22 protein-coding genes and 1 tRNA gene are annotated in these 23,095 nt (G+C 37.9%); 9 read left to right on the top strand and 14 right to left on the bottom strand.

The features are described 5' to 3' along the window. Positions 1–30: 30 nt before the first annotated feature. From Q0E20_RS00325 to Q0E20_RS00315, 3 genes are all read right to left on the bottom strand, one after another. Positions 31–702, bottom strand: coding sequence for a methionine ABC transporter permease (locus tag Q0E20_RS00325; RefSeq protein ID WP_295994612.1), 672 nt, complete (start codon positions 700–702; stop codon positions 31–33). Beyond that, positions 702–1,724: a methionine ABC transporter ATP-binding protein gene (locus Q0E20_RS00320; protein WP_295994610.1), complete on the bottom strand. Its 1,023-nt coding sequence runs from the start codon at positions 1,722–1,724 to the stop codon at positions 702–704. Before Q0E20_RS00320 ends, Q0E20_RS00325 begins: the two co-directional genes overlap by 1 nt. A gap of 262 nt (positions 1,725–1,986) precedes the next feature. Next, positions 1,987–2,853 carry a DMT family transporter gene (locus Q0E20_RS00315; RefSeq protein WP_295994608.1) on the bottom strand — a complete coding sequence of 289 codons (867 nt, stop codon included), beginning with the start codon at positions 2,851–2,853 and terminating at the stop codon, positions 1,987–1,989. Between the two features lie 368 nt (positions 2,854–3,221). On the opposite strand from Q0E20_RS00315, the gene pflB reads away from it, so the two are divergent. From pflB to pflA, 3 genes are all read left to right on the top strand, one after another. Beyond that, the gene (gene pflB, locus Q0E20_RS00310) at positions 3,222–5,339 is read left to right on the top strand and encodes a formate C-acetyltransferase (RefSeq protein WP_295994607.1); all 2,118 of its coding nucleotides are present in this window, start codon (positions 3,222–3,224) and stop codon (positions 5,337–5,339) included. 67 nt (positions 5,340–5,406) lie between these two features. Next, positions 5,407–5,646, top strand: a complete 240-nt coding sequence (gene grcA3 / locus Q0E20_RS00305) for an autonomous glycyl radical cofactor GrcA3 (RefSeq protein ID WP_005376651.1) — start codon at positions 5,407–5,409, stop codon at positions 5,644–5,646. 12 nt (positions 5,647–5,658) lie between these two features. After that, the gene (gene pflA / locus Q0E20_RS00300) at positions 5,659–6,444 is read left to right on the top strand and encodes a pyruvate formate-lyase-activating protein (RefSeq protein WP_295994606.1); all 786 of its coding nucleotides are present in this window, start codon (positions 5,659–5,661) and stop codon (positions 6,442–6,444) included. Between the two features lie 113 nt (positions 6,445–6,557). Here the strand turns inward: pflA and Q0E20_RS00295 are convergent, their stop codons facing one another. Further along, positions 6,558–8,453, bottom strand: coding sequence for a cation-translocating P-type ATPase (locus Q0E20_RS00295; RefSeq protein WP_295994605.1), 1,896 nt, complete (start codon positions 8,451–8,453; stop codon positions 6,558–6,560). A gap of 193 nt (positions 8,454–8,646) precedes the next feature. Here Q0E20_RS00295 and Q0E20_RS00290 point away from each other — a divergent pair, with 193 nt between their 5' ends. After that, positions 8,647–9,210 carry a TetR/AcrR family transcriptional regulator gene (locus tag Q0E20_RS00290; protein ID WP_295994604.1) on the top strand — a complete coding sequence of 188 codons (564 nt, stop codon included), beginning with the start codon at positions 8,647–8,649 and terminating at the stop codon, positions 9,208–9,210. A gap of 13 nt (positions 9,211–9,223) precedes the next feature. On the opposite strand, the gene Q0E20_RS00285 is transcribed toward Q0E20_RS00290, so the two are convergent. Continuing rightward, positions 9,224–10,174 carry an NAD(P)-dependent oxidoreductase gene (locus tag Q0E20_RS00285; RefSeq protein WP_366509610.1) on the bottom strand — a complete coding sequence of 317 codons (951 nt, stop codon included), beginning with the start codon at positions 10,172–10,174 and terminating at the stop codon, positions 9,224–9,226. 229 nt (positions 10,175–10,403) lie between these two features. Between Q0E20_RS00285 and alr the strand changes: the two genes are divergently transcribed. Next, positions 10,404–11,516, top strand: a complete 1,113-nt coding sequence (gene alr, locus Q0E20_RS00280) for an alanine racemase (RefSeq protein WP_295994602.1) — start codon at positions 10,404–10,406, stop codon at positions 11,514–11,516. 347 nt (positions 11,517–11,863) lie between these two features. Here the strand turns inward: alr and Q0E20_RS00275 are convergent, their stop codons facing one another. The 3 genes from Q0E20_RS00275 to Q0E20_RS00265 all read right to left on the bottom strand — a co-directional run bounded on the left by Q0E20_RS00275 (position 11,864) and on the right by Q0E20_RS00265 (position 13,733). Beyond that, on the bottom strand, positions 11,864–12,379 hold the full coding sequence (locus tag Q0E20_RS00275; protein ID WP_295994601.1) for a hypothetical protein: 516 nt from the start codon (positions 12,377–12,379) through the stop codon (positions 11,864–11,866). Positions 12,380–13,038: 659 nt separating this feature from the next. Beyond that, a tRNA-Thr gene (locus Q0E20_RS00270) sits at positions 13,039–13,114 on the bottom strand. A 49-nt stretch (positions 13,115–13,163) separates the two neighbouring features. Beyond that, positions 13,164–13,733: a PepSY domain-containing protein gene (locus tag Q0E20_RS00265; protein ID WP_295994600.1), complete on the bottom strand. Its 570-nt coding sequence runs from the start codon at positions 13,731–13,733 to the stop codon at positions 13,164–13,166. Positions 13,734–13,928: 195 nt separating this feature from the next. On the opposite strand from Q0E20_RS00265, the gene fliB reads away from it, so the two are divergent. Continuing rightward, the gene (fliB, locus tag Q0E20_RS00260) at positions 13,929–14,846 is read left to right on the top strand and encodes a flagellin lysine-N-methylase (RefSeq protein ID WP_295994599.1); all 918 of its coding nucleotides are present in this window, start codon (positions 13,929–13,931) and stop codon (positions 14,844–14,846) included. Positions 14,847–14,909: 63 nt separating this feature from the next. On the opposite strand, the gene Q0E20_RS00255 is transcribed toward fliB, so the two are convergent. Next, positions 14,910–15,578, bottom strand: a complete 669-nt coding sequence (locus Q0E20_RS00255) for a hypothetical protein (protein WP_295994598.1) — start codon at positions 15,576–15,578, stop codon at positions 14,910–14,912. Between the two features lie 175 nt (positions 15,579–15,753). After that, a complete protein-coding gene (locus tag Q0E20_RS00250; RefSeq protein WP_295994597.1) occupies positions 15,754–16,659 on the bottom strand; it encodes a metal ABC transporter substrate-binding protein in 906 nt (301 codons plus the stop codon). Between the two features lie 150 nt (positions 16,660–16,809). Here Q0E20_RS00250 and Q0E20_RS00245 point away from each other — a divergent pair, with 150 nt between their 5' ends. From Q0E20_RS00245 to Q0E20_RS00235, 3 genes are read left to right on the top strand one after another with little or no spacing between them, the layout of a single operon-like run. Continuing rightward, complete coding sequence (locus Q0E20_RS00245; RefSeq protein WP_295994594.1) at positions 16,810–17,565, top strand: metal ABC transporter ATP-binding protein; 756 nt, start codon at positions 16,810–16,812, stop codon at positions 17,563–17,565. Next, positions 17,558–18,376, top strand: a complete 819-nt coding sequence (locus Q0E20_RS00240; RefSeq protein WP_295994590.1) for a metal ABC transporter permease — start codon at positions 17,558–17,560, stop codon at positions 18,374–18,376. The genes Q0E20_RS00245 and Q0E20_RS00240 overlap by 8 nt, the downstream gene beginning before the upstream one ends. Before the next feature lie 59 nt (positions 18,377–18,435). Beyond that, a complete protein-coding gene (locus Q0E20_RS00235; protein WP_295994587.1) occupies positions 18,436–18,840 on the top strand; it encodes a Fur family transcriptional regulator in 405 nt (134 codons plus the stop codon). A gap of 61 nt (positions 18,841–18,901) precedes the next feature. On the opposite strand, the gene Q0E20_RS00230 is transcribed toward Q0E20_RS00235, so the two are convergent. The 4 genes from Q0E20_RS00230 to bioD form a co-directional block, all read right to left on the bottom strand. Next, on the bottom strand, positions 18,902–19,198 hold the full coding sequence (locus Q0E20_RS00230) for a YciI family protein (protein WP_295994584.1): 297 nt from the start codon (positions 19,196–19,198) through the stop codon (positions 18,902–18,904). A gap of 171 nt (positions 19,199–19,369) precedes the next feature. Next, the gene (locus Q0E20_RS00225) at positions 19,370–20,710 is read right to left on the bottom strand and encodes an anaerobic C4-dicarboxylate transporter (RefSeq protein WP_295994582.1); all 1,341 of its coding nucleotides are present in this window, start codon (positions 20,708–20,710) and stop codon (positions 19,370–19,372) included. A 118-nt stretch (positions 20,711–20,828) separates the two neighbouring features. Continuing rightward, positions 20,829–22,217: an adenosylmethionine--8-amino-7-oxononanoate transaminase gene (bioA, locus tag Q0E20_RS00220; RefSeq protein WP_295994691.1), complete on the bottom strand. Its 1,389-nt coding sequence runs from the start codon at positions 22,215–22,217 to the stop codon at positions 20,829–20,831. Between the two features lie 52 nt (positions 22,218–22,269). Further along, entirely contained in the window at positions 22,270–23,022 is a 753-nt protein-coding gene (gene bioD / locus Q0E20_RS00215) for a dethiobiotin synthase (RefSeq protein WP_295994581.1), read from the bottom strand. Positions 23,023–23,095: the final 73 nt, after the last annotated feature.

Here is a 23,095-nt window from a genome sequence, read left to right as displayed (position 1 = left end):
ATCAATATAACAAAAATCTATTTTATTAAATCAGGAACGACGAGCTCGACGTGCAAAATAGTTCCCTATCGTTTGAATAATTTGTACAAAAATAACAAGAATAATAACTGTAAACAACATCAATGGGAAGTTTAATCGTTCATAACCATAAGTAAGCGCTAAATCACCTACACCGCCAGCACCAATAGCACCAGCCATAGCAGTAGCACCGATAAGACCGATGGTTCCAGTCGTGATTGATAAGATAAGGGACCCTTTTGCCTCAGGCAATAAGAAATGCCAAATCACTTCGAAATGAGAAGCTCCCATCGATTGAGCCGCTTCGATAATACCCTTATTTACCTCTAGAATCGAGTTTTCAAACAAGCGAGCTAAATACGGTGCAATAAATATTACAAGCGGAACAATAGCCGCCGTTGTTCCTACGCGCGTACCTACAATCATCTTTGTAAGCGGTAGTATAAATACCATTAGGATGATGAATGGCACAGAACGCACAATATTAACGATTGTATTCGTAATGGTGTAGACAATACTATTTTTTACGATACCATTGGGATTTGTTACCACTAAGGTAACCGCAATGATTAACCCTAGTATAGTGCCAATAAACAAGGATAAAAACACCATATATAAGGTTTGCTCTGCTGCTAATAATAGTTGCGACCCTGGAACACCCAGCTCTTGCATAAAGAAATCCATTATAGTGTCACCTCCTGCCATTCAACACCTTGTCCAATAAGATATTCTTTCACCTTACCAACCTCGATATCATCACCAATAAACTGAACGATAAAGATGCCAAGCACCGTATGTTCTAATTCAGTCACCGTCGCAAATAACACACTTGTCTCTAATTCGTAGGTTTTATTAATATGATATAGAACATTATCAGTCGTATTATTACCTAAGAAGTGCATTTTTAAAATCGTATATGGTCGCTTATCACAAGACAATGTATGTTTTACAGTTGGTGGAATTTCGTCAGGAATAACGGTTCGAACAAATCGCTTTGTAGTATCATGTTTAGGTTTACTAAATACATCTAGTACAGAACCACTTTCAATAAGTTTCCCATGTTCCATAACTACAACGTGATTACAGATTTTTTGAATTACATCAATCTCATGGGTTACAATAACCACAGTAACACCTAACTCGCGATTCACTCGTTCCAACAGTTGAAGTATAGACTCAGTCGTATCTGGATCAAGTGCGCTCGTCGCTTCATCACAAAGTAAAATAGACGGATCTGTGGCTAATGCACGAGCAATACCAACGCGTTGCTTCTGGCCACCAGATAATTCGCCAGGATATGCACCCGCTTTATCGCCTAAATCAACAAAGTCTAACAAGGTTTTAACCTTTTTATCAATTTCTGATTTAGGAACCTTATTTAGAATCAATGGAATCGCCACATTATCATACACAGATTTAGCATTCAATAAATTGAACTGTTGAAATACCATGCCTATGCGTTTACGCACCTTTCTAAGCTCATTAAAACTTAAGTCATTGATATTCACACCATCTATTTCAACATGACCAGAGGTAGGTACCTCTAAAGCATTAATCATCCGCAACAGCGTAGATTTACCTGCTCCACTAAAGCCAATAATGCCAAATATATCGCCTTTTTCTATGGTGAAGTTTACATCAGATAATGCAGTAACCTTTTGCTTATTAACGTCAAATTCTTTGGTTACGTTTCGTATAGCAATCACTGTACCACCTCTTTCCTTGTAACTTACTAGTAATTAATCTTCTTTTAAAACATATCTAAAAGGTATGTTTTAATTATATACCTAGATTACTACAATTTATAAGGACTGTCAAACAAAAAAAGAACCTCACCAATTAAAAGGTTGAGGTTCTTTATATATAGTTTCTATATTATAAGGATTTACATTCCTACACATCTAATTTTATCGCTTTTACATCAAATCTACATCAAATCGAAACGATTCAGCCACTAAGAAAACCAACTTATCTATATCGATTAAATAGATATAAGGATCCTAAAATAACAGGCGCGCCAATATAGAGGCCCATATTAGGATATTCCTCCAATAAAAAGGCCGCCACTATGGCTGCAACAACCGGAGATAGATACATAAAGTTTGTCACATCGGATACGCATTCTGCATGTTCCAATGCATAACTCCAAAATACAAAACCTAGTGCACTAGAAAAACAAGCTAAGTACATAATAGCCAACCAAGTACTTACAGGGGCAACAACAATATTGGCAACCGATTGAGAAACAAAAGGTAACGCCATAATCGCGCCAGTAAACATAGACCAGGTAGCAACGGTTATCGGATCATGCCCTTTTAAACTTAACCCACGATTAATGATATTATATATGGCAAAAAGTATCATACCAAATAAGGTCCAAAAAGCCCCCATTGGAACATTAATAGGCCCATTCCAAAGAATAATGACGGCTACACCTGCAAAAGCGGTGATTGTGAACAACCATCCAATAGGCTTCATATAATCTTTGTACACAACCAATGCCATAAGGGCCGTTGTCATAGGCGTTAGTGCCATAATGATACTCGATGTGGCTGCAGGAATAGTAAGGAGACCTTGATTAAATACAACCTGATATACGAAATTACCGGTCATACCAAGTACAGTATATAATCCCCACTCACGCCAGCTCGTAGGAATTTGTAATCCTTTCACCACACCAATGATAAGCATTAACATAGCCCCCCCTACAACACGAGCCACTGAAAGCGTTAAAGAGTCTACATGTTGTAACGCAATTTTACTAAATGGGAATGCCGTCGCCCAAACGGCTATAGTGGCCAACGCACCTATGATAGCCTTCACTCGATTTGACATACTATTCTACCCCTTCCTTACTATGTAATCATATTAATTATATACTTAATCAAATATTATTCTCCACAACTGACGCTATCCACCATATACGGTATCTGTCCATTTAATGAGATATAATTTCATTATCTATAAATAATATAAAATATATATCATTTTAATCCAATTTATAAAACTAACCATAAACACATATATTAACAGTATTTATGGTGAGTTATAATTGTATCTATTGATATAATTACAATCTATCTTACTAAATTCGCATACTATGTATTGAAAATTTATATCATTTACATATTGTGAGATTTAAATAATCATTGTAAACTAGAATCATAAAAATCTATAGTTATATCCTTTTATGGAGGTGCAAAATGCAACATACTGCATGGAAAGATTTTAACACAGGTGTGTGGGATAAAGCGATCGATGTACGCGACTTTATCCAAAGAAACTATGTTCCCTATGAAGGGGACGACTCCTTCCTAGTTGGTCCTACAGAACGCACTACTAAATTGTGGGACAAGGTAATGAAACTATACGAAGAAGAACGCGAAAAAGGTGGCATGCTTGATGCCGATACTTCCGTGGCTACACACATCACTGCGCATGCGCCAGGATATATCGACAAAGACCTTGAAACAATTGTAGGCTTACAAACTGATAAACCGTTAAAACGCGCTATGTTCCCTTATGGCGGTCTCCGTACAGCAAAATCCGCTATCGAAGAATACGGTTTCAAAATGGACCCTCAAACAGAGGATTTCTTCAAAAAGCATCGTAAAACTCACAATGATGGTGTATTCGATGTATACACTCCAGAAATGCGTGCCGCTCGTACAGCACACATCGTAACAGGGTTACCAGATGCGTATAGCCGTGGCCGTATTATCGGTGACTATCGTCGTATTGCATTATATGGTATCGATTACCTAATCGAAGAGAAAAACCAAGAATTCAACATCACTATGGGTGATATGCTCGAAGACGTAATCCGGGACCGCGAAGAAATTAAAGACCAAATCCGATCCTTGAAAGAATTAAAAGAAATGGCTGCGTCCTATGGCTACGATATCTCCGAGCCAGCAAAAGACGTTCGCGAAGCTATGCAATGGATTTACTTTGGCTACCTTGGCGCCATCAAAGAACAAAACGGTGCGGCTATGTCCATTGGTCGTAACTCGACATTCCTCGATATCTACGCTGAACGCGACCTTCGCAACGGCACATATACAGAAGAACAAATTCAAGAGTTCGTAGATCATTTCATCATGAAATTACGTATGGTTCGCTTTGCACGTATCCACGAATACAACAACTTGTTCACAGGCGACCCTGTATGGACCACTGAATCTATCGGTGGTATGGGCACTGACGGCCGTACATTGGTTTCTAAAATGTCCTTCCGTTACTTACATACATTGACTAACCTTGGTTCTGCTCCAGAACCAAACCTCACTGTATTATGGTCACCTCGCATGCCAATCGGCTTCCGCCGTTTCTGTGCGAAATTATCTATCGAAACATCTTCTATCCAATACGAAAATGATGAATTGATGCGTCCTAACTCTGGTGATGACTACGCCATCGCATGTTGCGTATCCCCAATGCGTATTGGTAAAGAAATGCAATTCTTCGGCGCTCGTTCTAACCTAGCAAAATGCTTACTTTATGCAATCAACGGCGGCGTTGACGAAAAACTTAAGAGACAAATCGGTCCTAAATACCGCCCTATTACATCCGAATACTTAGACTTTGACGAAGTCTGGGAAAAATTCGATGACATGATGGAATGGTTGGCAGGCGTATATGTAAACGCATTGAACATCATTCACTACATGCATGATAAATATGCTTATGAAAAACTAGAAATGGCATTGCATGACCGCAAGGTAACTCGTTGGTTCGCAACTGGTATTGCTGGTTTATCCGTAGTAGCTGACTCCTTGTCCGCTATTAAATACGCTAAGGTAAAACCAATTCGTGACGAAAACGGCATTGCTGTTGATTTCGAAATCGAAGGGGAATTCCCTAAATATGGTAACGATGACGATCGTGTAGATAGCTTAGCTTCCATGGTTGTATCCACATTCATGAACAAGGTGCGTAAACATCCTACATACCGTCAATCGGTTCCTACTATGAGTTTGTTAACAATTACTTCTAACGTAGTATATGGTACTGCAACAGGTTCCACACCAGACGGCCGTAAAGCTGGTCAAGCATTCGCGCCTGGTGCCAACCCTATGCATGGTCGTGACTCTCACGGTGCTGTAGCTTCGTTATCTTCCGTTGCAAAAATGCCATGGCGCGATTGTTCCGACGGTATTTCCAATACCTTCTCCATCGTTCCAGATGCATTAGGTAAATCTGGTGAAACATTTGTATCCGTAGGCGATTTTGATATTGAGTTAGACCCTTCTCAATTGCCTAACAGCAATACAAACTTCGCTTGCAGCGAACCAAATGTTACTATAAAGGAAGACAAATAATCTTCCGCCGTATTGTATGCTTTCACCGGCATCAATACTTGTATTTTGGTTGAAAGGAGGAATACCCATGAGCAACCAACAACAAGTGGATAACTTGGTAGAATTATTGGACGGCTATTCTCAAAAAGGCGGTCACCATTTGAACGTTAACGTGTTCACTCGCGAAACATTGTTAGACGCTCAAAAACATCCTGAGTTGTATCCTCAATTGACTGTTCGTGTATCTGGTTATGCAGTACACTTCAACAAATTGACAAAACAACAACAGGATGAAGTTATTTCCCGTACATTCCATCAACAAATCTAATCGAGGTTTTCTATGACAGGACGTATTCATTCACTAGAAACGATGGGTACGGTTGATGGTCCAGGCATGCGTATGGTGGTATTCCTACAAGGATGCCCCATGCGTTGTGCCTATTGCCATAATCCCGACACATGGAGTGAGGATAGCCACGAAACTAAGCTCATGACCGTCGAAGAAATTTGGCAACAATACGAACGTAACCGTCAATTCTATACAAACGGTGGCATTACCGTCACAGGTGGGGAAGCATTGATGCAAATTGATTTTGTCATCGAGCTTTTCACATATTTCCGTGAAAGAAACGTCCATACCTGCTTAGATACAAGTGGAATTTGTTTTGATCCCCACCAAGAGGTGGCCTACCGTAAGTTACTAAGCGTAACCAGTCTCGTCATTTTGGATATTAAGGACATCGATCCTACAGTCCATAAATGGCTAACCTCTCAGCCTTTAGAACCAATCCTTCAATTCACCAAACTGACAGCTGATATAAATGTGCCGCTCTGGGTACGTCATGTTGTGGTACCGACCATCACAGATAATGCCGACCGACACTACAGGCTAGGTTTCTTTTTAGGCTCCTTACGCAACTTACAAGCCGTCGACTGTTTACCCTATCATGTGATGGGTGTTGCTAAATACAAGGAGTTAGGTATCACCTATCGCCTTGATGGCATCCCGCCTGCTACAAAGGATTTAGCTGCGAAAGCGAGCAAAATCGTTGTAGAAGGTATTAAAGCATATCGTAGACATTGGTGGAGTCCCATCAAAACACAAATGAATCATAATCAAGTTTGAGGATAACTACCTCCCTTGATATATATACACATATATACCAAAACTTGATCTATGATAGCCCTAATTAAAAATCCCCCCTGACCACACAACCGGTCGGAGGGGATTTTGTCTATTTAAACAATATGTCTATCATATAAACGGGCTGCAATTAAAACGACTAGAAAAGACCCTACATTGTGCACCAATGCACCTGTTGTAGGCGTTAGCACCTCTAATAAGGAAAGCAATATTGCCACACCATTAATAACCATGGATAAAGTAATACTAAGTTTAATGGTAGAAATAGTCGCATCAGAGAGTCGTTTAATATAAGAAATTTTTGCTAGATCTTCGTTCATCAAGGCTATATCTGCCGTTTCTATAGCAATATCGCTACCAATACTACCCATAGCTATGCTTACATCTGCCGTTTTCATAGCTGGCGCATCATTGACACCATCACCAATCATACAAACTGTATGATGCTCCGATTGCAATTTTTCAATCATACGCACCTTGTCTTCAGGCAGTAATTCTGCATATACATCAGTAATACCGACTTTACGGCCAATGCATGCACCTGCGGCCTTACTATCACCAGTAAGCAGCGTTGTTTTCATATTTAAATTACGGAGATTCGCTATCATTCGGTCCGCATCAGGTCGTATAGTATCAGACAGTGTAATAATACCTATAATATGTGTCATATCTGATACAATAATAGATACTTGCCCTTCTAATCTGCATTCATGTAGAATACGCTGAATTCCTGTTTCTATCTCTATGCCATGCTCAAGGAGATGCCGTTCATTACCGCAAAGCACATCACAACCATTTACTGTTGCCATAACACCTTTTCCAACAGCCATAGTAAAAGTTGTAGGTTCCATAATATTAGCAGATTTCTTTTTTGCATACTCCACTATAGCCTTTCCTAAAGGGTGTTCACTTTTAGACTCTGCTGATGCGGCTAACTTAAGAATATCGGACTCGGTATACATAGAATCAACTACAACAATAGATTGCACTGCTAAGCGTCCACTTGTCAGCGTTCCCGTCTTATCAAAAGCAAGTGTATCAACCTTACCCATTTTTTCTAAGATTTCTCCTGACTTAATGATGACCCCATGCTTTGTCGCCTGTCCGATAGCAGCCATAACTGCTGTTGGCGTAGCCAATACTAATGCACACGGGCAAAATACAACTAGCACCGTAACCCCAACAATTATATTGCCCGTTACAATATATCCAATACAAGCAATTAATAATGCTATAGGAACTAAACGACTAGCAACGGTATCCGCTATACGCTGTATAGAGGCTTGTTTATTCTCCGCATTTTTAATGAGTTGAATCATTTTTTGAATAGAACTATCTTTACCAATCTTAGTAGCAATAATATCAATGGCTCCATAACAGTTGATAGTACCACCAAATACTTCATCCCCAACGATCTTATCAACAGGTACCGACTCGCCGGTCATAATGGCTTGATCGACGGTCGTCTCACCACTGACGATTTTGCCGTCTACTGGAATTGTTTCTCCAGGCAATACTCGTAGCAAATCACCACGTTGAATGGATGCAACAGGAACCATTGTATTCGTCCCATCTTCGATTTTCCGGCCCTTAACAGGTGCTAAACTAATCAGCTTACGCAATCCCTTTTTTGCACGTTCTGTCGTTGCCTCTTCAAGAAGAGCACCAAGAGACATAATGAAAGCAACTTCACCAGCAGCAAATATATCACCAATAGCAATGGCTGCAATCATCGCCATCGTAATTAAAAGTGCAGATGAAATCTTACTGATGCCCACATTAACAATGATGCGACGTATCGACAAATATACTAAAGGAATACCACACACTATAACCGCAACCCAGGAAGGTGCAAAAGGAAATATATTAGGCAATCCCATATGACCACCGAAGGATTCTACAATATGAGGAATTCCATCAAATAATAAAAAGAGGCCCGCCAACAAAGTCATATACAGTCCGGATAATATATCAATTACTTTTTGTAACATATCATAACCCCACCACTATACGTTTCCGATTCTAACAATTGAAATATGACTATACTTACATTACAATAACTACAATAACGAACAGTTTGTTCTTTTTTATTGTATCAATCTAATATTTTATTACAATATATAAAAGAGCCCATCTGTTCATTACAGAACAAATGGGCTATTTTGTACTAAATTAGGAGTAACCATGGATCGTAGACAGCAAAAAACACGAAAAGCCATATTCTTAGCATTTAACACATTATTATCTACAAAAGCATACGATAAAATAACCGTTCAAGAAATAATTGACGCGGCAGATATAGGCAGAACCACATTTTATGCCCACTTCGATACAAAGGAAGACTTATTAAAAGCTCTTTCACAAGATTTATTCAAGCATATCAAAGATAGCATTAATCACGTTCCTCATGCACACGGCTTATATCCTCAAAGTGTACATCCCCTCTCTATGTTTGGCCATTTATTACAACATTTACAAGAGAAAGAAAATAATATTCTTGAACTATTAGCCAGTCAAAATAATGAAATCTTCTTGCATTATTTTCGAGATAATCTTAACGAACTAGTGCAAGCTTATTTTATTAATCAAAATCGTAAGATAAATATCGATTTACCCGATGACTTTATCATCAATCATATTTCGGGTAGCTTTGTAGAAATGGTGCTATGGTGGGTAAAAAAAGGCATGAAAGAATCACCCACCGAACTGGATAATTACTTTCATGCCGTTATAGAACCGATTCTATAATGATTTAACAATATTATGATACAACATTGATAGGTTCACCTTTCAAAAAGGCTTGTACATTATCTCGAATAATACCTACCAATCGTTGACGTGTTTCTAAGCCTTTCCATCCCATATGAGGTGTAATAATAACATTATCAAGTGTATATAAAGGGCTATCCTCAACTGGAGGTTCTACCTCTTGTACATCGAGACCTGCACCACCAATACGTTTAGCCGCTAAAGCTTCACATAAATCAGCTTCATTAATAAGTGCACCACGACCCGTATTAATGATAACTGCCGATGATTTCATCTTAGCGATTGTATCCTTATTAATCATATGTTTAGTTTGCTCATTCAATGGGCAATGTAAGGTAATATAATCACTATTGGTTAGTAATTCATCAAGACTTACATAGCGAATACCGTCACCATCAGACTTTGGTGTACGCGTATGAATTAGAATATTCATACCTAATGCTTTCGCTACTTTAATAACTTCCATGCCGATATGACCAGCACCGACCACACCTAGTGTTTTACCATTCACTTCTGTATGGCTCACTTGTAAATATTTTGTAAAGTTGCTGCGATCACCTTTAGCAAGCATACCGATTTGTTGCTGCATAGTAGATGCAAAGTTAAGAAGCATCATAATTACTGTATGTGCTACGCGTTCTGTGCTATATGCAGGGATATTGCACACCGTAATTCCTTTTGCACGCGCCTCATCAAGGTCGATATTATTATATCCAGTACCCGCTTCTACGATGAGTTTCACTGAGTCAGGGAATTGTGAAAGTAACTCCGCCCCTACTGGCAATTCTTTGGTCACCACCACGCCAGCTCCTTGAATACGTTCAATAACTTCTTCATTAGTGCTATCGTCATACACCTGTACATCGTTTGATAAAACAGAAAAATCAAGTAAATGATCATAATTCATCTTGCTAGCATTAACTACTACAACTCGTTCGTTCATCATATCCTCCTAACAATTTATATTATAGGTGAAAGTATTTTATGCACTCATTATACTACAAAATCCTATATATTATATGTTATATTCATCATAGTCTATGCAGGTTAGGACTAATCTCCAATAGAACAGGAAAGTGAATAAAAATTTAGCATAAACTTTCACAAAAACTATTGTTTAATTCCCTAAAAGTTATACAATAAAAGTAATGTATTTTAGGAGTGAAATGATCATGAGACCAACATATTTAACGATTGATACAAGTTTGGTTCGCGAGAACCTACGTAAAATAAAAGACAGCCTCCCTGAATGGAGCACATCTACAGCCGTTATTAAGGCCAATGGATATGGTCATGGTAGTGTAATGATGGGCCGTATCGCTGTTGAAGAAGGCTATGAATCTTTAGCCGTCGCTATTCCAGAAGAATCTGTACCACTTCGCAATGCTGGCATTATGGTACCTATTTATTTATTAGGTCTAACACGACCTCAATCCTTTGAACTCGTAGCGGATACGAATTCTATTCCTGCTGTTTGTGAATCAACGGATTTAGAGACCCTCAATAAAGTAGCGGATAACCACGACATGATTATCCGCGTAGCCGTAGCAGTTGATACGGGCATGCATCGTATCGGCATTAAGCCAGAAAATGCCATCGATTTTATCAAACGCATTGAGTCCTATCCAAATCTTGCAGTAGATGGGTTCTTTTCACATATGAGTAATGCTGATGCCGCCGATCAAAGTCATGCACATGGGCAAGCACAAAAATTCCATACCATGGTGGATGAAATTCGTGCATTCCGACCAAACGAAGACTATCGTTTTTCCCTCGCTAATAGTGCGGGGCTATTATCTGTAAAAGACAGCCTATTTACAGATGCACGACCAGGCATCATTCAATACGGGATTATGCCCTCTTTAGACGTGCCAAATCGCTTAGGCCTCAAACCAGTTCTCTCCTTCCATAGCGAAGTTGTACACGTACAACATCTTGAAGCAGGCGAAGGTATAGGTTACGGTTCAACGTACATCACACCAGAGCCAATGACAATTGCTACCATCCCTGTTGGCTATGCCGATGGTTATCCACGTAGCTTGTCCAATCGAGGCACAGTCCTCATTCAAGGTACACGTTGCCCTGTAGTAGGGCGCATCTGTATGGACCAGTTTATGGTATCCATACCTGATACCATTACAGTTAAACCAGGTGATAAGGTTGTTCTATTAGGTGCACAAGGACACGAAAGCATCTCCGCGCTTGAGATTGCGGCCCTTGCATCTACTATCCCTTACGAAATTTTCTGTGGCTTTTCTGATCGAGTACCAAGACAATATATTTAACATAAAAAGAATACCCCCGTGTATTCCATATATCTGTTTCAAAAGCAAAAGCACCACCAAAATTTGGTGGTGCTTTTATTCTCCTATACCATACACATATGTATAGTGTGTAATGTGTGTTGTGTGTATTATGTGTTGTGAGAGAGATATATTATATACATAATGTATATACTTATGAATTGGGAGGGAACCATTCATAAGAGAGGCCCTAAGGTGACAGACGGCATAGGAGAGAGTCAATGTGTGTCTGATCCACCAAAGAGCCCAACCAAGTGCATATAAAAGGTTATGTGCACTCAAACATACCGATGGGATAGTACGTTTATGTGTATGGATATAGTGGATTATTAATTAGCTTTTACCGTTTTATCTGCTTTTTGAGTTTTTACAGATTGAGTTGGTTGTACTTTTTTATTAGACTTTACAACTTTAGTTGTTTTATGGTCTTTTGCTTCGGTCTTTACAACCTTAGTTGTTTTCGCATCCTTTTTATCATCTTTTGCAACTACTGGAGTTATATCAGCATCCATAGATGCGGCTGCAGGATTCGCTACAGCAGGAACTACAACAGGCTTAGTATTTTCTGTTGCTGCAGGTTTAGCAGTTTCGTTCGCTCCATTCTTAATAGCTGCAGATACATCGATTTTTGGTGCGTCTACTTTATTGGAAGATACAGTTGTATCCACATTAACTACAGGTGTTGTTGCTTCTTGTTTAACTGCTAGTGCAGATTGTACTGTTTCTTGTTTAACTACCGGCACAGGTTGTATTTGTGGCGCTTCAGCTGCATATGCAACTACGCTAGTACCTAATACACCGGCTATGGCCAATGCAAGGCTTGTTCTTACTATAGATTTCTTCATCATTTCCTCCTAAGTTTCAAATATTTAATTGTATATCGTCTACCTAACATAAACATATTTACAACTAAAATTGTTTACTACCTAGGCCTATGGCGGCTAACTGAGACCATCTTATCCATCACAAATGAGATGTAAATTAAGCATGCCAAATACACTAATTTATTGCATGAAATATATATGAATTTTCTGGTGATTTTCTATAGAATTTTAACAATAGTAATTCATGAATCATCAATTCATATTATTAATCATATTTTCTATAAAAGCCCATATATTGTAATATTCTCTATGCTATTAAATATTAATTTTTTCAATATAAGACAATGCTAGATGATTCATGAGCAAATTTTTAGAAAAAAATACTATAGTTACCCGTCTAGGGAAATAAGACTCATAGTATAGCACAAAAAAAAAGCCCTCTAGGCGATAACCTAAAGAGCTTTTTAGAGATGATTATATGATTTTGAAAATATTATATTTACTATTTACTACCTTCCCCTCTATTCTACCACATAAATTTTAGGGGCAAAAAGGGGGGCAAATTATACTTAACTTATAGACTAATCATGAACATCTAAGAGTATCAATAAAGCAGGTATTATCTATATTTATTTAATCTATCCTATTCATTGATACTCAAAGAAATTCATAAAATTAGATGGAGCTGATAATAGGATTCGAACCTACGACCTACTCATTACGAATGAGCCGCTCTACCAACTGAGCTATACCAGCATGTGTATATTAACATCCTACTCCTATCACAGTAAGATGTCAAATACACTTATTTTACGCCTTTTACAGATAAAAGTTCACCAGTAAATGCATCCATAAGTACTTCGATTTCATGACGATTAGCAGTACCAAATTTTACTTCGTATACAAAACGACCTTTTTCATTCTTTACAGACCAAGCATTAAGACTTGTTGCTTGCCCTTTAGCTTGTGCAAATGCAAAATTTACAACTGTTTGAGGCGCCAAAATACGAGTAGGATTAAACGCTTTATTATCTAAAGAAGGTTTATATGCGCCTTCTTTAGTATCACCAATTTGATTGGTATTATAATTATACTTTAATGCATATTTGCCTGTTGCGTCAAAGCCTTCAACTTCATATTTAATTTGACTATCTTCACCATCAAATGCAATTTCAGTAATAGCCGCCTTTGGATGTTGCTGAATAAATGCATTCAACAATGTATTAGCACCTACAATACCTGGATGGTTAGCATTAACGACCTCAACTGTTGGTTGTACAGGTACAATACTAGCCGCATCTACAACTTGTGCATTTACCCCAAATGCCACTGCTAATGCCAATGCAATACCACCTTTTACGAACATAGATTTCATAAGATTCTCCTCCATAATTAGTGTAAGTAAATATTCCATATATAACTATTATACACAATAATAAGGACTTTCACGAATATAAAAATATTGTAAAATATTACGCCATGAATATATAGTATATGTTACAATTTAATTATTCATATAATAGTAAATAATGAATTAGTAGTAAATAATGATTATATACAAGTGAGTACTATGATTTCTTTATATCCAACTTTTTATCATACCTTTCAATGCAAAGCCAATCAGTGCCATCATACGTGTTGTCAAAAATGGACTATCGATGTTGATGAAGAAACAGCAAAATTATATCAAACATTACCTACACCCTTAGGTGAGGATCTTCGAAAATTTATGACTGTCGACGACGAAGGCTATTATTTTATGTTTAGTGATGCACATCCCACCTGCCCTCTTTTACGTAAAGACGGTTTATGCCGTGTAGTCCTAGAACTTGGAGAAGATAGCCTATGCGATACTTGTCATATGCACCCCCGCTTCTATAAATACATAGAAGACCTCGAGCTTTGTGGCGTGGGATTATCTTGTGAAGAATCAGTAGAAAAGTTACTGGCTACCGAAGGTGATCAATTACAATTCACCATTGAAGATGATGAAGGTGAATTTAATGCTACTGATCGTCCTGCATTACAAAATATTTTTGAACTATTAGCCTTGGAAATCAATCCAACTATTTGCCAATTTACGCCCAAACAGTCTATCCGCTACTGCAAAGAGTTAATTACTTTATACAAAAAGACGGAACCAATCGATGAAGAGTGGACAGAACAACTAACCGATTTACAAACTATGGTATCCTCATCAACAGTATCAACTACGATAGACTTACTCAACCTTGATGACAAAGTTCTATGCACGCTTAATAAGGTATATCAGTATATACTATATCGCCAAATCGACATGCTCGCAGAATATTCCTTAGATACACTTATACGATATGCATTTGATGCTACATTATTCATTGCATTACTTACACATCAGTTTGGTGATTTACCTGAACAAATTAGACGTTGGTCTGAACAAATTGAGTACGACGAAGATAATGTAGCCTTCTTATTCCAAAAATATGAAAATAGCAACTACCATAAATAATGCGTAGTTGCTATTTTTATATTTAAACAAAAAACACATTCCATCTACACGGAATGTGTTTTTTTAAAATAATAATATGCCTAAAAATTTCATTCCCACCCAAATGACATAGACACCAGAAATGACAAGAAGCCCTTCAAATGCACTTCCCGAAACGGTGGCTCCTACAATACGACCTACCACAGTAATTAACGACATGGTAAGAAGGAAGCAAATAATCGTAAGGAATACACCTAACAGCAATACAAGAATGACTGGTGCCTTAGCAAAACTTAAAAGTACACCTAAGCTTAGCATATAGATACCTATCACCAATTGTGCATACGCAATACAATGAAATACACCTGTTAAAATAGTCACCGTATAACAATGACGAGACCGCCATAAGGCATATCCACTAATGAGTATCGACATAACTAATGCTTTCACAATCATCAACAGCCAACTACTTACATCCCAAAGTGGTGTCGTCGTATTCAACTTTTGTAAAAGAGCATTGATTTCTATAACATTCATCATTGGAAGCTGGTCCAGTTTTACAAATGTTGTGGGATTCATAATGAAGTTTTTCATGGCATCCGCATAGACCGAATCACCGATAACAGTGAATTGATAACATATAACGGATAGTATAATCATCACAACTAGCTGGGTCATATCCGTGCGCTGACGATATATGCGTGCACCATCTGCATCTATAGGCCCTACTAATCGATCAAAAAATTCAATCATATGTCCCCTTGATACTTATTAATACAACAATACTAAAACATGTTTCAATACAAGCAATGCAATCCTTCATGAATTGCTCATTTATTATAACACAAAAGCAAGGCATACTCTACACCTTGCTTTTAATGTTATTATATATTTATGTTATAAATAGTTTAATTTTACTCATAATAAGTTATTGCAAACTTGCTAAGATTTTAGTCAAATTATCATCCATTCTTTGAAGATATGTTTTATCATCCTCTTTGCTTTCAATAGTATAAATCGTTTCTACTTTGGCGCCTACTTCTTGAGCTAATGTTTTGGATACTTCAGGGCTAGCCATTTCTTCTGCAAAAATAGTTGTAATCTTGTTTTCCTTACAGTATTCGATGAGTTTAGCCAATTGTGCTGCGTTCGGTTCTCCTTCAGCAAATATATCTTCTACACTATTTTGTTCTAATCCAAAATCACGACAAAGATATGCAAAGGCTGCATGACCTGTTACAAAATTCTTGTGTGCTGCTTTTGCGAATTGACCTTCATACTTTTGAATCATCGCATCTAATTTTGCTACATAATCATTATAATTCTTTTCATAATAAGCCTTATTGTCAGGATCGACTTTCACCAATGCATCTTTAATATTTTTAACTTCTACCTTAGCATTTTTCAAAGACAACCATGAATGAGGATCTTCAGCACCATGTTCTTTAATTTCGTCAGGATCTGTATTTTTTATAGCCTCTACACCATCAGATGCTTTAACTGATACAAGCTTATCATTTTTAGCCGCATCAATTGCTTGTTGTGCCCATGGTTCCATGCCTAAACCATTATAAACAAAGACTTGCGCTGATGCCAACTGCTTCATATCCTCAGGCTTTAATTCAAAATCATGTGGTTCTGTACCATCTGGAATAATCGTAGATACCTCTACCTTATCGCCACCAATGGCCTTTACAAATTCAGACATAGCATTAAAACTTGTTACCACTTGGATTTTTTTACTTGCTTGCTCCTTTGGTGCATCGTTACCACAGCCTGCAAATAGAGCTGCCATCAATACGCCAACAACTAACAAAACCAGTTTTTTGACCATAATAGGCCTCCTTTTTCTGAAATCCTGAGTGCTCATGCTATTATAGTATATATAATATTCTTTACTTGCAGTTGCGACTCAGTTGCATTTGTAATATAGTTATAGTATAAACGTAGTAATAATTTTGTCAATCAGAAAAGTGGTTTTTTTATGTTATCTATTCAACATCTATATTTTTCATATCAAGGTCAACCACCCTATGTGCTACATGATTTAAATTTAGAAGTACATAGTAGCGATTATATTTCCATCGTAGGTGACAATGGTTCTGGTAAAAGTACTCTTTTACGCCTCATTCTAGGGTTTCTCACACCAGTAAAAGGTTCCATCACACGTGGCACCAAAAACATTCGGTATGTATCACAAAAAAATGATTTTTCCCATGCTGGATTTCCTATTACAGTACACGAAATTTTAGATTCCTATCGTAAACTTTTAAAAATCAAAGATAAAAAAGAAGTAGATCGTGTCCTTAGACTCACTCATATGACAGAGTTTAAAGATCGCCTTATTAGCAAACTATCAGGTGGCCAAGCGCAGCGCGTTTCTATCGCACGGGCCCTTATCGGCAACCCTGACCTCATCATTCTTGATGAACCATCAACGGGCATTGACCGCAAGAGCCAAGAAGGTATTTACGCCCTGTTGCGCTCATTAAATCAAGAGCATCATATTACGATTATCTCTGTAGAACATAATTTAGAGATGGCCCTTGCAAACTCAACCAATATCTATCATATTGCCAACGGACAAGGCCATCTATGTTCACCAGAACAGTATGCTCTAGAAATCATGCATAACACAGGACGCAATCCTGTGGACCATGAAAACTGCTCGTGTTTTACAGATGTAACAGAGCAAGCTCAGGCTGATGACACAATAAAAACGGAGGTGCACCATGTTTAATTATGACTTTATGCAAAATGCGTTCTTCGTAGCAATATGTATTTCACTATTATGTCCATGTATTGGTATATTTATGGTACTTCGTCGATCTAGTATGATTGGCGATACCATGAGTCATGCTTCTCTTGCAGGGATTACCCTTGGTTTATTAACCAATACCAATCCTATTTTAGGAGCTTTCATATTTACCGCTATCTGTGGTGCGCTTATTGAATTCTTGCGGAAATATTTTTCTCACCATCTCGATTTAATTCTCACCATTATCTTATCCCTTAGCATAGGTACAGCCATTACCCTTATTAGCTCGGGAAAACTGAAAGCTAACGCTAATGTATTTTTTTTCGGTAGTATTCTAACGGTTAACACCACTGATATGATTAGCATTGCAGTACTTACCATATTATCAGTGTTAACATTATATTTTCTCTATAACTCACTTCTCTACATTGCCTATGACGAAGAGGCTGCACGCGTAGCTGGTGTGAAAGTAGATTTAATAAACTATGTATTTGCCATTCTAATGGCAGCTGCCGTATCCATTTCTATTAAAATCGTAGGGGTCCTCGTATTAAGTGCCATGATCGCTTTACCGGTAGCCTCAGCATTACAATTAGAAAAAGGCTTTAAAACAACGCTACTCTGCTCTATTGGATTTAGTTTGCTTGCCATGATCATCGGCCTATTTGGTTCGTACTATCTTAACGTCGCACCAGGTGGATTTGTATCACTCACTTCGGTATTTATTCTATTAGTGGTACTCATCATCAAGAATATAAAATCCATTATACGAAGAATACAATTTAGTAAATAAATATCATGTGTACAAGAGTACCTACAATTAATCATTAACTAATCATCGAAGGTATTAATATGAATACAACACATTGGCCAGACGGCATAAAAAAGACCAAACAGCGTGAAGCTATTTGGTCTGTATTAACGGATACGGATAAACCGATTACAGCCATCGAAATTGCTGAGCGAATCGGGGATGGCACCACCTGGATGTCTACCATCTATCGAACCCTTGAACTATTAGAAACAAAAGGTATCATTACCCGTACCACTATTATGGGTAGCGACATGGCTTACTATGAAATTACACCACATACACATCGCCACTATGCAGTATGTACCAAGTGTGGTGCCATGATACCACTCCATACATGTCCCGTTGTAGAGATGCCACAAGAACTAATAGCAGCGGATTTTACAATTACAGAACATCACCTTGAAATTGCAGGAATTTGTAAAAAATGTAACTCTCATAAATAAAACCTATAAAAAGGACGCTTATGGCGTCCTTTTTATAGGTTTCAGCTATAGTATATAACTATCACTCTATATAGTTTTTAATGGCTTCATTGAACAAGGATACCTTATATTCGCGAATATCATAGGTTGCCAATTGTTCTGCATGATATGCGTCGAATTGCACAGCCTCTTCTAATTCCTCTTTTGTTCCTTGAGCAATAATAAGACTTTCACTAGCATCATCTGTTCGTGTACCAAACATCAAAAATTTTCCAGCATCAAAATAAGTTTTATACCAGATATAATGCTTCTCTCTCAATGCATCGAATGCATCCTTAGGGATGCGATCTATATCTAGCTTGATAGAAATCGTATACATAATAGGCTCCTATATAATCTTTCTCTACCACACTATATGTATCCCTCTCTTATACATATTATACCATTTTTCTCACCATGTATCTATTGCATAAAATTAAACAGGGCATAGTTTCAAATGAACTATGCCCTGTTTATAAATACATTATAGAGTTTTATAAGCTTTCACCAATTACAACATGAATGGTGCCACAATAAAACCAAGTGCTACGGAAATCGCAATAGCCAGTACGCCAGGAATGAAGAATGGATGGTTAAATACGAGATTACCAATTCGAGTCGATCCAGTATCATCCATTTGCACAGCCCCCAACAATGTTGGATACGTTGGCAATACGAAAAGTGCAGATACTGCCGCAAAAGACGCGATGATGATATATACAGATCCTGTATTTTCTGGTGTAATACCTAATGCTAAAATTACAGCTGGCACTAAAGCTTGTGTAGTTGCCGCTTGACTATACAAAAGTGTACTAGCAAAAAAGAATGCTACAGCTAACAAAAATGGATAAGCTATTACCATACTTGATGCAAGTGCTTTGATTTCAGGAATATGACCTTTTACAAAAGTATCCCCTAACCAGGCTACACCAAGTACACATACACAAGCAGATAAACCAGATTTAAATGTACTTGTATTCACAAGTTGTGCTGTATCTAATTTACAGAAGAAGGTAATAGCAGCTGCAATAATCATCATGAAACCGATAATCGCATCATTTCGGCCAAATATAACTGGTGAGATAATACCAATATTTTTAGAAATAGCAGTTGCATAGAATACGATACAAATAATACCAATTAAGAAAATCAAGACAGATTTTTTAGCGCCTGGTTTCAAATGAAAATCAACGCTTTTTTCTCGAGGTGGAGCCACATGTCCTGCTGCCAAACGTTCTTGGTAAACAGGGTCAGAAGACAAATCATTATTTGCGAAGGTAGACATGATAAATGCTGTAATCATAACCGCAACAAAGGTTGTCGAAATGCAAATCGCAAGCAGTGTTGGATAGTTTACACCAAATGGTTCGAGAAACCCACTCATAGCTACAACAGCAGCAGATACAGGACTAGCTGTAATACCGATTTGGCTAGCTACCACAGCAATAGATAATGGTACAGAAGGCTTAATATTCTCACTTTTTGCAACCTCTACAATAACTGGAATCATAGAGAAAGCTGTATGGCCTGTACCAGCTAAAATTGTTAAGAAATACGTAACCGTTGGTGCTAAATAATTGATGTGTTTAGGATTCTTACGTAGAATATTTTCCGCAATGCGCACCAAATAATCTAACCCGCCCGCCAATTGCAACGCACAAATTGCTGCGATAGCAGACATGATAATAAGAATAACGTCCCAAGGGATTTGTCCAGGGAACATGCCCATGCCCAAACTCAACAATACAACACCAAGTCCTCCAGCATAACCGATGCCCATTCCGCCCAGTCGTACACCTAAGAAGATGGCACCGAACAAAATAATGACTTGCATAACTACATAAATGTCCATACGATGACCTCCTTTGAATTTATATGCTTATATATATAGTATCATAGACAGGCAATACAATCATCGTATTTTGAGAATATATAGAAAATAGTTTACAGTCATCAAGAAAACCCAACCATTATAAGATAATTGGTTTTAAATCTTCTAATACACCTTCTTCTTCTGTGGCTTTTTTAATGCTTTCACCTACAATACGAACCATATCTTCAAGTTGTTCTACAGTAGAAGCCAATGGTGGCATAAGAATAACAACATCACCAATAGGTCGACAAATAAGACCTTGTTCACGAGCAAGAACAGCTACTTTCGCACCTACCGCATCATTGGGACGATAGGCTTCATGAGTAGCGACATCCTTTTCAAGTTCAATGCCTACAATAAGACCTCGTTGACGTACTTCTTTTACATGTTGTAACTGTTCGATTGGTTTAAGAGCCTTTGTAAAAGCTTCAATTTTCTTAGGCAATCCTTCAATCACTTTTTCATCACGGAACACCTTTAACGAAGCCAACGCCACAGCGCAAGCTAACGCATTACCGGTGTAAGAATGACCATGATAGAACGTTTTCTTTTCTTCAAAACTGCCAAGGAATGCATCAAATACGCGTTTGGTAGTCAAAGTGGCCGCCAATGGTAAATACCCACCTGTAATACCTTTAGACAAGGTCATAAAATCTGGAGATACACCTTCATGTTCACAAGCAAAGAATGTACCGGTACGACCAAAACCGGTGGCTACTTCATCAACTATGAGGAATACATCATGTTTAGCCGTTAATTCTCGTACACGTTTCAAATAACCATGAGGCATAACAAGCATACCCGCAGCAGCTTGTACTAATGGTTCCATAACAAGAGCGGTAATTTCATCTCCTTCTTCGTTAAGGATGCGTTCAAGTTCAGCTAACGATTCCTCAAACGCTTTATCGCGATCTGCTACATCACGGTATACACCAGGGCTTGGCAAAGTCAAAGGTTTAAACAATAAATTATGGAATACTTGGTGGAATAATTGAATGCCACCTACTGATACTGTACCTAATGTATCCCCATGATAACCTGCATTAAGAGCAATAAATTTAGTTTTCTTGGTTTGCCCTACTTGTTGACGATATTGATATGCCATTTTGATAGCAACTTCTATTGCTGTACTACCATCATCAGATAAGAATACCTTCTCTAACCCTTCTGGTGCGAGCTCTACCAACTCTTTACATAGTTGAGCTGACGGAGGGCTCACCAAACCAAGTAATGTACTATGAGCAATCTTATCCACTTGATCTTTCAACGCTTGATTAAGAACTGGATGATTATGACCATGAATATTAACCCACAAAGAGGAAACACCGTCATAATATTTCTTGCCCTTATCATCAATTAAATAAACGCCTTCACCACGTTCAATAACTACAGGTTCTTGCTCTAACCAATCTTGCATTTGTGTAAATGGATGCCACACGAATTCATGGTCCCATTGTGCGATTTGTGAAAGTTGTTTCTCTGCCATCATAACACCTCATACGTAAACTCTATACATTTATACATATATTTATAGTTTTCTAAATGCCCCATAGAGCATGCCAAATCTTAGCCGAATCTATAAAAAAACGTCCCCATCCAAGTTTGATACGATCTTGATTAGGACCTTGATATGGAGGAACTACACCTAACACAGGAATCCCAGTATAGCGTGTCATATCTTCAATATTAGTCTTTAATAAAAATGGATCTACTACAGTCGTATCATTAACAATAATACCTTTGACTTCAATATGATGCTGCTTAGCATACTCATAAGTAAGAACAACACGATTAATAGAACCCAAGCGGCCATCAGCTACAAGTATAGCTGGATAGGCAATATCTTTCATAAGATTGGTAAATGTAATATCTTTTGTAAGAGGCGTTGTAATGCCACCAGCACCCTCTACAAATGTAATGTCATGCTGTGCCACAACCGTTTTTACATGGTCTACAACCTCTGAGTAATCAATGTCCACACCCGCCAATTCTGCCGCTAAACGTGGGGAATAGTCACCAGCTAATGCAATAGGATTTACCTCATGACGACGAGATTCAGGAATACCTACAGACTGCATCAAATAGGTAGCATCCTTACTTTCAAGGCCCACACACATTTCATCTTCATCCATCGTTACACATTGAGAAAATGGCACAGCACTAGACGATACAGGTTTAACCATACCCACATCAAAGCCATCATCCACGGCCAATGCACCAAGTAAACCTGTGATAAACGTTTTACCTACATCTGTATCCGTACCAATAATGGATACACCTAACTGTTTCATACAAGCACCTCTTTACCATATCGAATCAGTATTAACAACTTTCCATATATAGTCAGTTGACAATTCAATTACA

The organism is uncultured Veillonella sp. (assembly GCF_934230905.1).
Lineage (GTDB): Bacteria > Bacillota > Negativicutes > Veillonellales > Veillonellaceae > Veillonella.
This window is presented reverse-complemented; position numbering and strand designations above follow the sequence as displayed.

Bases quoted from the DNA above. Each gene is read 5' to 3' on its own strand.
- Q0E20_RS00325 (WP_295994612.1), bottom strand. From the start codon at position 702: ATGGATTTCTTTATGCAAGAGCTGGGTGTTCCAGGGTCGCAACTATTA.
- Q0E20_RS00315 (WP_295994608.1), bottom strand. From the start codon at position 2,853: ATGTCAAATCGAGTGAAGGCTATCATAGGTGCGTTGGCCACTATAGCC.
- pflB (WP_295994607.1), top strand. From the start codon at position 3,222: ATGCAACATACTGCATGGAAAGATTTTAACACAGGTGTGTGGGATAAA.
- grcA3 (WP_005376651.1), top strand. From the start codon at position 5,407: ATGAGCAACCAACAACAAGTGGATAACTTGGTAGAATTATTGGACGGC.
- pflA (WP_295994606.1), top strand. From the start codon at position 5,659: ATGACAGGACGTATTCATTCACTAGAAACGATGGGTACGGTTGATGGT.
- Q0E20_RS00295 (WP_295994605.1), bottom strand. From the start codon at position 8,453: ATGTTACAAAAAGTAATTGATATATTATCCGGACTGTATATGACTTTG.
- Q0E20_RS00290 (WP_295994604.1), top strand. From the start codon at position 8,647: ATGGATCGTAGACAGCAAAAAACACGAAAAGCCATATTCTTAGCATTT.
- Q0E20_RS00285 (WP_366509610.1), bottom strand. From the start codon at position 10,174: ATGAACGAACGAGTTGTAGTAGTTAATGCTAGCAAGATGAATTATGAT.
- alr (WP_295994602.1), top strand. From the start codon at position 10,404: ATGAGACCAACATATTTAACGATTGATACAAGTTTGGTTCGCGAGAAC.
- Q0E20_RS00275 (WP_295994601.1), bottom strand. From the start codon at position 12,379: ATGAAGAAATCTATAGTAAGAACAAGCCTTGCATTGGCCATAGCCGGT.
- Q0E20_RS00265 (WP_295994600.1), bottom strand. From the start codon at position 13,733: ATGAAATCTATGTTCGTAAAAGGTGGTATTGCATTGGCATTAGCAGTG.
- fliB (WP_295994599.1), top strand. From the start codon at position 13,929: ATGATTTCTTTATATCCAACTTTTTATCATACCTTTCAATGCAAAGCC.
- Q0E20_RS00255 (WP_295994598.1), bottom strand. From the start codon at position 15,578: ATGATTGAATTTTTTGATCGATTAGTAGGGCCTATAGATGCAGATGGT.
- Q0E20_RS00250 (WP_295994597.1), bottom strand. From the start codon at position 16,659: ATGGTCAAAAAACTGGTTTTGTTAGTTGTTGGCGTATTGATGGCAGCT.
- Q0E20_RS00245 (WP_295994594.1), top strand. From the start codon at position 16,810: ATGTTATCTATTCAACATCTATATTTTTCATATCAAGGTCAACCACCC.
- Q0E20_RS00240 (WP_295994590.1), top strand. From the start codon at position 17,558: ATGTTTAATTATGACTTTATGCAAAATGCGTTCTTCGTAGCAATATGT.
- Q0E20_RS00235 (WP_295994587.1), top strand. From the start codon at position 18,436: ATGAATACAACACATTGGCCAGACGGCATAAAAAAGACCAAACAGCGT.
- Q0E20_RS00230 (WP_295994584.1), bottom strand. From the start codon at position 19,198: ATGTATACGATTTCTATCAAGCTAGATATAGATCGCATCCCTAAGGAT.
- Q0E20_RS00225 (WP_295994582.1), bottom strand. From the start codon at position 20,710: ATGGACATTTATGTAGTTATGCAAGTCATTATTTTGTTCGGTGCCATC.
- bioA (WP_295994691.1), bottom strand. From the start codon at position 22,217: ATGGCAGAGAAACAACTTTCACAAATCGCACAATGGGACCATGAATTC.
- bioD (WP_295994581.1), bottom strand. From the start codon at position 23,022: ATGAAACAGTTAGGTGTATCCATTATTGGTACGGATACAGATGTAGGT.